The sequence below is a fragment of the Prevotella sp. CAG:592 genome (assembly GCF_000436015.1).
Classification (GTDB): Bacteria; Bacteroidota; Bacteroidia; order Bacteroidales; family Bacteroidaceae; genus Prevotella; species Prevotella pectinovora.
Window position 1 is genome coordinate 1 of the sequence record NZ_FR892519.1, and the last position, 10,244, is coordinate 10,244.

4 protein-coding genes are annotated in these 10,244 nt (G+C 46.7%); all 4 read right to left on the bottom strand.

Annotation, left to right across the window (positions count from 1 at the left end; translation table 11 throughout):
* Positions 1-307: 307 nt before the first annotated feature.
* Entirely contained in the window at positions 308-1,939 is a 1,632-nt protein-coding gene (locus QVO99_RS02450) for a DUF5123 domain-containing protein (RefSeq protein ID WP_022316008.1), read from the bottom strand.
* A 21-nt stretch (positions 1,940-1,960) separates the two neighbouring features.
* Positions 1,961-3,904, bottom strand: a complete 1,944-nt coding sequence (locus QVO99_RS02455) for a RagB/SusD family nutrient uptake outer membrane protein (protein ID WP_022316009.1) — start codon at positions 3,902-3,904, stop codon at positions 1,961-1,963.
* A 23-nt stretch (positions 3,905-3,927) separates the two neighbouring features.
* The gene (locus tag QVO99_RS02460) at positions 3,928-7,167 is read right to left on the bottom strand and encodes a SusC/RagA family TonB-linked outer membrane protein (RefSeq protein ID WP_022316010.1); all 3,240 of its coding nucleotides are present in this window, start codon (positions 7,165-7,167) and stop codon (positions 3,928-3,930) included.
* A gap of 238 nt (positions 7,168-7,405) precedes the next feature.
* The coding region (locus QVO99_RS02465) for a pectinesterase family protein (protein WP_288176884.1) at positions 7,406-10,244 on the bottom strand (2,839 nt) is incomplete at its 5' end.

Sequence of the window (10,244 nt, forward strand, 5' to 3'; positions counted from 1 at the left end):
GCAAACTTACACATTTTATGTGAATTACGGACACTTACATTACTTTTTTTTAGGGACGTCCAACAGAAAAGTGTCATTCGACTTTTTATCATATAGAATTCTCCCCCTAACGTGGGGAATGAAACCCCACATTAGGGGGTGATGTTCCCCACGCTGTGGGGGAAAAATCAAGGCCAGGAAACATAGTTGGAAACTTGCCAAATGTAAGGAGCAAGAGACATGTCACCTCGTATACAAAATAAAAGATGGAAAGCTACACATTGAACTTTCCACCTTTTATTATTTAATAGAAATAAAATCTATATCATTACTCTGCCGGAATCCAGCGTGGGTCACCGAGATTCTTGTAAGAAGAGTTCTGCACTGTAAAGTCAGCACCAGTCTTGGCAGGATTAGCCCAGAGCTGGGCAGATGTCTCAGAAATCTGAGAACCGATCTCATAACCAGAGTTCCAGTTGAAGTCACTTGTATATACAGTGCCAGTAGCATCGATATCCTTCAGACTGCTACCCTTCACTGTCTGCGCTGCATCCTTGAAGTCGTAGTATGCTCCGATGAGAGAGTTTGTACAAGCTACTGTAACTCCTGTCTGCTTCTGCAAGTCGAAGTATGGCTTGGTGGCAGGAACACAGTTCCAGATTGTGCAGTGGTCGAGAGTAATAGAGAAGTTAGCCTGGCTTGTATTCGTCAACACAGAGTTGATTGTGTTGAGAGTACTGTTGGTAATGCTGACTGTTCCCAAAGTCAATGATTTCTGGTCCTTGGTATTCACGATACCATAAGTACCAATGTTTGTCAATACACAGTCATTTATCTTGATAGCATTGACGGTAGAATTCACGATACTCTGGAAACGGAAGATACCACGGATATCCTTAACATCACACTTCTCCATCTCGAGAGAGTTGAGAGTGAAAGTACCAGACTGGTTCAATACGTAACCGTCTGAGTTGGCACCATACTGGAGATTGAGGTTATAGAAACGGACAACATCCATGCTTGATGAGTCGAAGGAAACGCCCTTGAACTTGACAGTTGCCTTAGACTCGCCGGCTGCTCCCCAGAAATAGACAGACTTGATATTCTCCGGAACCTTGATTGTAGAGGTCTGTGCCTCCTCATTCAGAGCGGTATATTCCATTCCCTGTGGGAATACAACAACAACCTTGTCTGAAGTGGCATTAGCAAGAAGGTCTTTCACGTCATCGCCAGCAGCTACGTTGATAACCTCGTATCCGTCAGGGAAAGGTTCAGTGGTGGTGAACTTCATCTTACCACGAACGTTCTCGCCGTTGAGCAGCTGCACAGTGTAAGAAGTCTTTGCATTGAGACCACTGATTGTGAGTTCACCGGCAGCAACCTCGTCTGCAGTTACAGGCTGTGAAACGAGCACCTCATCGTCTTTTACAATCTGTGCTTCAGTAATCTGTTTGCCAGCCTTGAAGCTGACCTTCACGGTCTTTGAACCAGGCACAACATCGAGGATAATCTGCTCAGACTTGGTTGTGAAGCTATAGTTTGATTCTGTATCATCAAGATACTTCCATGTAGAGCCCTTGCCGTTTGTAGCACAGCTCTTGATACGGAAGTAATACTTTGTAGAACCCTCAAGTCCTGTCATAGTGTAAGGAGAAGTAGTGATTCTCGCATCCTCCTTATCACCGAAATAGATGCTATGCTCAGTTGTTTCAACCTCATCGAAAAGAGTGTCGGTGCTGATTTCTATTACGTAGAACTCTGCATCTGGCATCTTCTTGAATGTAACCTCAGCCTGGTCCTCACCTGGGCTTACGGAAACCTTGGAGGAATGGAACAGACGGTCGTAAGCAGGATCAACGTCCCAGTCGTTCGTCTCAGTACAAGCGGTGAACGACGCACCTCCGAGGAGCATCATAGCTCCGAAGAGAGCCTTGCTTATTATTGATTTATTCAGTTTCATCTTGATTTCTAAAATTTAAAATTATTTATGGAGGAATCCATAAGAATTCTGCAATGAACCCTCAGACTCGTTGATGGTACTACTGTAGATTGGCAGGAGATAGCGGTTCTTCACCTTCTCATTCAAGCCACCGCTGATGAACTCGAGGTTTGCTACATTAGTCTTTTTGGTGTTAGACTCCTTAGCCTCGTCGCCCCAGAATGTAACATACTTATAGTCAGCAGCATTCTCAGGAGCCTCGGTGTCATACCAGCGTACAGACTTCATGTCGATCTTAACGAGTCCGTTCTCTGTATAAGTCTTATAGTAGAGCTTTGTAGGATACTCATAAATCTGAGTCATATAGTCATTCTTCATCTGGTCGATCTTGGCGCTAAGCAAGTTCCAACGCTCCAGCTCGTACTTACGAACACCCTCACCAGCGAACTCCAGAGCGTTCTCGTCAACGATGGCGTTGAAGAAAGCGTCCTTGTCTGAAGAGATGCCATCGATATAAGCCTTTGCCTCAGCCTTGTCAGCGTCAGCATAGGCACGCTCGTGAACGAGAGCAAGAGCCTGACGGGCAGTCAGACCGCAACCGCCGGTAGCGACATCAGGATTACCGTTGAGTTCGTTCATCACCTCAGCATACCAAAGAAGGACCTGAGAGTAACGAAGCTTCACATAGTTGATACCAGTACCGAACTTGGCATTCTTGATCTTTGCGATAGCAGACCAGTCGTCGCTGAACTTGCGAACGTCCCACTTTCCGCAATAGATGTTGAATGGTTTGTTGCCGAGCATAGTCTCTGTGGTAACGCCATTGTCAACCTTGATTTCGAAGTTGGCACATGTAACGTCGCGACGAGTATCCTTGCCGCTGTGGTCGTACTTCCAGAAGAGAGTAGAAGGCAACTGAACGTTAGCTGAAGAGTTTCCCTTCAGAGCATAAGCACAGTTGTCAGCAAAACGCACACCGATACCATAGCCCAACTCGCTGGAGTTGCCCAATCCCATAGGAACCTCGAAAAGGTTCTCCTGATACTGGGTGTCGAGAGTCTGCCTGTTGATGAGTGTCCACTCATCCTCGAAGCTTGGGTTCAGCTGGTGCTTGCCAGAACTGATGACAGCATTGAGATGTGTCAGCGCAAGGTTGTAATACTTCACGCGGTCTTCATCGCTGCAACGCTGTGTAGGATATGTAGGATCACTATTCTCTGTAGCTGTTACATATCCCTCCTTTGCAGCCTCACGAATAGCCCAACCAGAACGCTGAAGTGCAATCTGAGCGAGGAGAGCGTGAGCATAACCCTTTGTGGCATGCTCTGTGGTATAGCTGCTCTGACCAGCCCAAGGCAGATAGTTGATTGCCTCTTCAAGGTCATTGATTAGATAGTCCATAATCACATCACGGTCTGTCTTGCCGGTATTTATGTTAGAGAGGTCGTTCTTTGTAGGCTCTGTCTTGAATGGAACATCACCCCAGTTACGTATCAACTCATGATAAAGCATAGCTCTGAGAGTGAGCGCCTCGCCCTTATACTGAAGGAGCTGCTTTTCTGACTTGTCAGTTGTCTCTGGAGAAATTCCCTTGAGACCCTCAATGATATTGTTGCAATACTCGATACTCTCATAGAGGTGATCCCATGCATCACGAGACTTTGCGAAAGAAGCGTCGTTGTCGGCATAATAGTTGTTCAGATCACGGCCCTTACCCTCAGCCTTGGCATTCGACTCGCCATAGGCATTAGCAAACTCAACGTCGGAGTTAGCCATAAAGGTATAGCAAAGCACCTGAGAATATGTGTAGTCCTCACAGAGAAGGCCATAAGCCTTGTTGAGCACATTCTTGGTATAATATGTTGACTGCCAAACGTTGCTTGCGTCGGTGTCTGACGGTGATTTCTGGTCAAGGAAGTCGCTGCACGAAGAGAACGTAGCCAGGGCGACACCTCCCAACAATATCGTCTTTAATATATTTTTCATTTTGTTTTACTCCTTATTATATATTAGAATGATACGTTAACTCCGAATACATACAGACGGCTCTTTGGATAAGAAGCATAGTCTACACCCGGAGACATTCGAGACTTCTTGCTACTTGAGTCAACCTCTGGGTCGTTGCCTGAGTAACCTGTGATAGTAAGAAGGTTGTAGCCTGTGAAATAGAAACGCACGTTATTGAGGAACAAGTTCTTGAGCAATGACTTAGGAAGCGTGTAACCGATTGTGAGATTCTGAAGACGCAGGAAAGAAGCGCTCTCCACGAAGTAGTCGAGGAGATACATCTTGCTTACAGATACAGGGTTGTAGATGCTTGCGTTAGCGTTGATCTCGTTCAAGCGAGCGATAACGTTAGCCTCGTCACCACCATAATACTGTGCTACGTTTGTCGGATTAGCCAATGACAGACCGTTTGCAGGGTCGATGTTTGTATATCTGTTCAGGAAATCACGGTTGAGGTTGTATCCCTTGCGTGTATCGTGGAAGAATGAAGAACCGAGCTTTGTTCCGTTCACGATCTTGTTGCCGAACTGATAGTTGAAGAATACAGAAGCGTCGAAGCCGTAGAATGTAGCGTTGAAACCGAAACCACCAGCCCATGGAGCGATGGTGTTGCCGAGCTTCTCCTTAACCACATTGCCTTCCTCGTCAACCTTCAGCTTTGGAGAACCAGGCTGCAGAGTACCGATTACTGTAGAGCTCTTGTCGAGCAGACCCTCGCGGAGCTGCCATTTCTTGCCATCCCATGTGAGTTCACCGTTAGGATTCTTCTCTGCATCGTATGCTGTATAGTAGCCACGTAGTCTGTAGCCCCATACTTCACCAAGGGAACCTCCCTCAACGACACGGAAGTTCTGACCTGTGTTCACGTCAGGAATAGTATAGTTTGTATCCCACTCAGAACCAGTGTTCAACTCGTCGATCTTGTTCTTGTTGTAAGAGATGTTTGCAGTCATGCTGAGAGTGAAGTTCTTCTTCTCGATGATTGAAGCATTCACAGCGAACTCAACACCCTTGTTAGATGTCTGACCGAAGTTCTTGTACATGAAGTTATAACCTGAGCTTGAAGAAATCTTGCTCAGCATCAGAAGGTCTTTGGTAGTGTTCCAATATAAATCCAAGTTACCGTTGATACGGCTGTTGAAGAATCCGAAGTCGAAACCGAGGTTACGTGTGATAGTAGTCTCCCACTTCAGGTCATTGTTTGACTTTGAGTTTCCGAGTTCCATCACAGTTCCAATCTCGCCACCGAAATATGGCTCTTTCAGTTTGCTGTAGTCGTTAGGGAAAGAGAATGGCTGATAGATGCTGCCAGAAGGGATACGGTTGTTACCGGCCTCACCATAGCTCAGACGGAGCTTCAAGTTAGAAAGCCAGTCAACAGACTTCATGAAGTTCTCCTCGCTGATACGCCATCCGAGGGCTACAGCAGGGAAGAAGCCCCAACGGTTGCCAGAAGCGAACTTGCTTGAACCGTCGGCACGGAATGTAGCTGTCAAAAGATATTTGTCAGCATAGGTATAGTTCACACGTCCGAAGAAAGACGCCATGTTGTCCTTGGCACCGATTCTGTTGGCGTTAGTCTGATCCTTGCTAGCACCCTGATGGGCGAGTACCTCATCGATAGAGAAATCTGTTGGGAAATTGATTGTATAAGAATAATAATCCTTCTGCAATGAGCTTGACCACTCCTGACCAACCAACACATTCAAACGGTCGCCCTTTGCGAAGGCATCCTTAGTATCGTATGTCAGGGTGTTGGCGTTACGCCAGTTGCGCACGTCTGTGCGGGAGAACTTAGACTTTGGAGCACCGGCACCTGTATTGTCGTTACGTGTAGCGAGCTTGTCCCAAGCCTGGTCAGTATTTTCAAATCTCCATGTGAAACCTAATTCAGAGCGGAAAGTGAAATGCTTGAACGGCTTCCAGTTCAAACCTGCATTGTAGTCCTGACGGAAACGACGCTGCTGCTTGTAAGTACCGCTCATACGGTCGTATGGATTGATATCGGTATTTGACGACTCGTCAGCATCGTCATCACTTGATGCGTTAAGTGGTTCAACAGGACGGTATGTGATTGCCTTGTTGATGATTGAGTTTGAGGCGCTTGCGTCGTTGGTATCGCCACCTGAGTTAAGACCGTCGACTACAGAATATGCCAAACGGGCATTGAAGTCGAGTGTCAACCATTTGTTCAACTTGCTGTTCAACTTAGCATTAACGTTGTTCTTGCTGAAGTTTGAACCCATCATGATGCTCTTGTCGTCGGTACGAGAATAGCTGACGTTGAACTTTGTCTCCTTGGAGCCACCGCTTACAGATATGTTGTAAATCTGCTGCAGACCGGTTCTGCCGAAGAGCTCATCCTGCCAGTTGCGACCGGTAACAGACTTCCAGATATCCATATCTCTCCAGTCACCATACTCCTGCTCCTTGCCATACTGAGTCTCATACTGATACTTGGCATAGTCGTATGGAGAGAGGACGTCGAGTTCCTTCATCACCTTGCGCACACCGAGAGAAGCGCTGAAGTTCACCTGTACTTTGCCTTCCTTACCGCTCTTGGTAGTAACGATTACAACACCGTTGGCACCACGTGCACCATAGATAGCCGTTGATGAAGCATCCTTCAACACGTCGATGCTCTCGATATCGTTAGGCGCAATGTCGCTGATTGAGCTGACAGGGAACCCGTCAACGATGTAGAGAGGAGTGTTGTCCTGAGAAAGAGAACCACCACCACGCACACGAATCTTCACATCGGCATCTGGTGAACCTTCTGTTGTAGTAACAGTCACACCAGCCATCTTACCCTGGATAGCCTCAGAGGCTGTAGATACAGGGATGTTTGCCAAATCCTTGGCGCTGACAGAAGTGACAGAACCGGTAAGATCCTTTTTCTTCACCGTACCGTAACCGATTACAACGACATCATTCAAGGTTGTCGCTTCGTCCTCCATTACGATGTTAACACTGCTCTTGCCGCTAACATTGACAGTAGCAGTCTTCATACCGATGTATGAAACTGTAATCTGTTTGCCACCGGAAAGTTTGATGGAGAAGTTACCGTCAAGATCGGTAACAGCCATGTTCTTGGCTCCTTTCTCCTGGATGGTAGCTCCGATGATCGGCTCACCAGTGCTATCCTTCACATTTCCTTTTAGCGACTGCGCTGACAGACTGCCTACGAAGAACAGCATAAGCGCAATAAGTCCTAGTCGAAAAGTTTTTAAATTACCAAACATAGTTTTTACTAATAAAAATAAAATAATTAAAAAGATATTGCAAAGTTACAATTTTTCAAAATATAAACAACATAAAGAGGTGTCAAACTGCACTTAATGCGTAAAAAACTCCACAAACCATATATATTTCAATGGCAAACAACTTGTTTTGCAATGAAAACATAAGGCAAAAGGAGCGCACACCAAAAGAAGATGCGCGCACCCTTTAATATTTATACCAATGAAAAACTTCTATAAATTACTTCACGATTTTAGTCGTTTTCATGCTGCCGTCATTCATTTTCTGAACCATGATGAGCACACCACGCTGACTGCCGTCGACACGCACACCCTGGAGGTCATAGAACATTGTAGATACAACATTCTCGCCATCCACTTTCATGCTGTTGATGCCTGTGGTAGTTGTTGAACCTCCACCGAAGCCTCCCATTGCATTTGCTGCACGCACGAGATAATCGGCAGCTTTCTTGCCATCGGCAATTGTCCATGATGTAGACGATGTCATGCCAACGAACAGCTCATCGCAGAACACTGCGTATGCCTTAGCTCCTTCGGATGCAGCCCATGTAATGGTGTTGCCTTCGGATGCCAAGAGACCGAGTCCCACCTGTGCGCAGTCTGCATCAGGAGTCCATGTAGGGAACACTTTGTCAAGAGCATACTCAGCTGCCTGGTCAGCAGTGAGGATTGTCTCCATCTCGTTTACTTTATTGTCCTTTGTGAACTTCAGCACGTTAGAAGCAGGAGAAACCACATTGCCCTGGGCATCCATTGTGTTAAACTCTACGAACTTGTCGGCAGGAACGTTCATTCCACCAACAGTGAAACGGTCCTTGATAATCATGTCTGGCTGAAGAAGAGTTGTGTTCAAGTATGCCAGACGAGGAGTTCCTCCCCACGCACGACCATAGTTGAAGGTCTCTGCACAGTTGTCTACAACACATTCGTTCATCACGTAGCCCCATTTTGAACCGTCTGTATAAGGAGCTGCTATAGTACAACCACCCTTACCATCGGCACTACGTTTCTCAACAACGAACTTACACCTATTATAATATACATCGCCACCACCGCAGAGGAAGTCAACAGTACCATGGATTTCTGAGTCTTCCCAATAATACTTACCTCCATTGTTGTTGCTATAGTATGTATCCTGATAAGAAAGCATCTTCACATTCTTGCAGATGGTTCCGTCACCCTTGTCCTGCAGACAAACCGCACGACCGGCAGAACCAGAACTGTAGTAGTCAAGTGCGTTCTGAAGAGTCAGGTCCTGTATATATAGATTCTTTCCTGTAACATAGAGAGTCGCTGTTGTTCCGATTCCCTCGTTCTTCACATCCGGAGCATTCTTGATGATGGTCTTGTCCATACTCTGACCGATGATAGAGATATTGTTTCCAGAAACAGCGGTCAGCGCAACCTTACCGAGGTCGTATGTTCCGTCTGGCAGGAAGATACATGTGCGCTCAGTAGCGCTGCTGTTTGCATTGGCAAGATCGAGCATAGTGAGGAAGTTGCCGCCGTTGCCTGGCTGGCAGACATAATATCCGAGTTCGTTCTTCTCAGTTGAAGCGTCGCCAAGGTTGGCAACAACGAGCTTGTGCATATACATGCCACCATCGGCAACGAGAGTAAGAGTTCCTGGCTCACCGGTATATTCAATGCTCTGCATCACACCGTCATTGCTCTTGTCGAGAGCTATCGAAGCGACCTCTGTTTCACCGTTCATGAGTTTCAGGTTAGCAGCACCGCTATATTTGCAGCCTGTAACGAAGATGAGAGAGTGACGGCCAGAGAGGATATCAATCTTATCGCCGTCGCTGAACGACCAGCCATGCTGCTTGTCGTGGAAAGCTCCACCTGTAGGACAGAAGCCTTCATGGTCTTCTGCATAGAAATATGGATCTGCGAGATTATAAGTATAGCGGTTTACGTCGCTTGTCACTTCAATGTCGGTTGCCACAGCGTAAAGGCTGGTAGGACCAGTCACGATGTCAGCAGTAGTATATTTGCGTCCGCCATCGCTCTTTACGAACCATCCGCGGAACGCCTTTCCGTCGGTAACGATTACGCCGTCGCCGTTTCTCAAGTTTGCTATTGGAGAATCCTTCTCCACCTGCTGAACAGCCTCAAGCACAGTTCCGTCTGTATTATAATATGTGAGGGTATAGTCTGGCTTGAATGCCACTGTCAGTTTATATGTCACAGTCTTGTCGCCTGCAGCCACCACCACGGTAACGACAGTACTGTTGTCATCCCCCTTATTATATTCAATGCTCTTGATTTCTCCATTGTCTGGAGTTCCGAACACTACAGGGTTGGCAGTCTCGTCTACCATCTGCTCCTTCTTTGAAATCTCGACGGTAGCACACATGTCGCCGTCTGCGTTTTCCTCACAGATATCAGCAGTCTGGTAATCAACTCCGTTGATTGTCACCTTGCCCAAAGCCGGAGTCTTCGAGAGGTCAACGAGTCCGTAGATGGCAAGTTCGAGAAGATATGCATTCTGGTTTGTTGTGATATTCTCAAAACGCAGTTTACAGTTTGTCTTGTTCACGTCAACATCAACATCGCATCCCGATGCCGGGTTGGCAACAGTGCTTGACACTACCACCCAGTCTGCATCACCGTCACCTTTGGCCAGGAGTTTCCATCCGCGGTTGCCACCTGTAGCACCATGACGGAAATGAACCTTAGTGACAGATGCCAAAGCCGAAGTCTCTATATATGGAGTCTCGCTCTTGGCAGCCATCAGCATACCGCCGTTCCAATCAGGGAATTTACTGGTATTGAAGTTTGTGGCACCAATCTGGGTATTGAAAACAGAGAAGGTAAGAGACTCATGACTGTATTTGGTATTCCATACCGCTGTAGTCACCTGTTTGTCGTCAGCCTTTGTCTCGTAAGCTCCCCAATCAGAGAAATCGGTGCTGTAGAGTTCTTTTGTAGCGATGGATGAAACGAAAGTCACCTGCACTCCATAAAGATAACCACTATCAGTAGCCTTTATCTCTACATATCCTTTAGCCACTTCATCGGTTGTGGCGCGATGCTCGTTCACATCGGCTGTTGCT

Coding starts and splice junctions, on each gene's coding strand:
- QVO99_RS02450 (WP_022316008.1), bottom strand. CDS start 1,939: ATGAAACTGAATAAATCAATAATAAGCAAGGCTCTCTTCGGAGCTATG.
- QVO99_RS02455 (WP_022316009.1), bottom strand. CDS start 3,904: ATGAAAAATATATTAAAGACGATATTGTTGGGAGGTGTCGCCCTGGCT.
- QVO99_RS02460 (WP_022316010.1), bottom strand. CDS start 7,167: ATGTTTGGTAATTTAAAAACTTTTCGACTAGGACTTATTGCGCTTATG.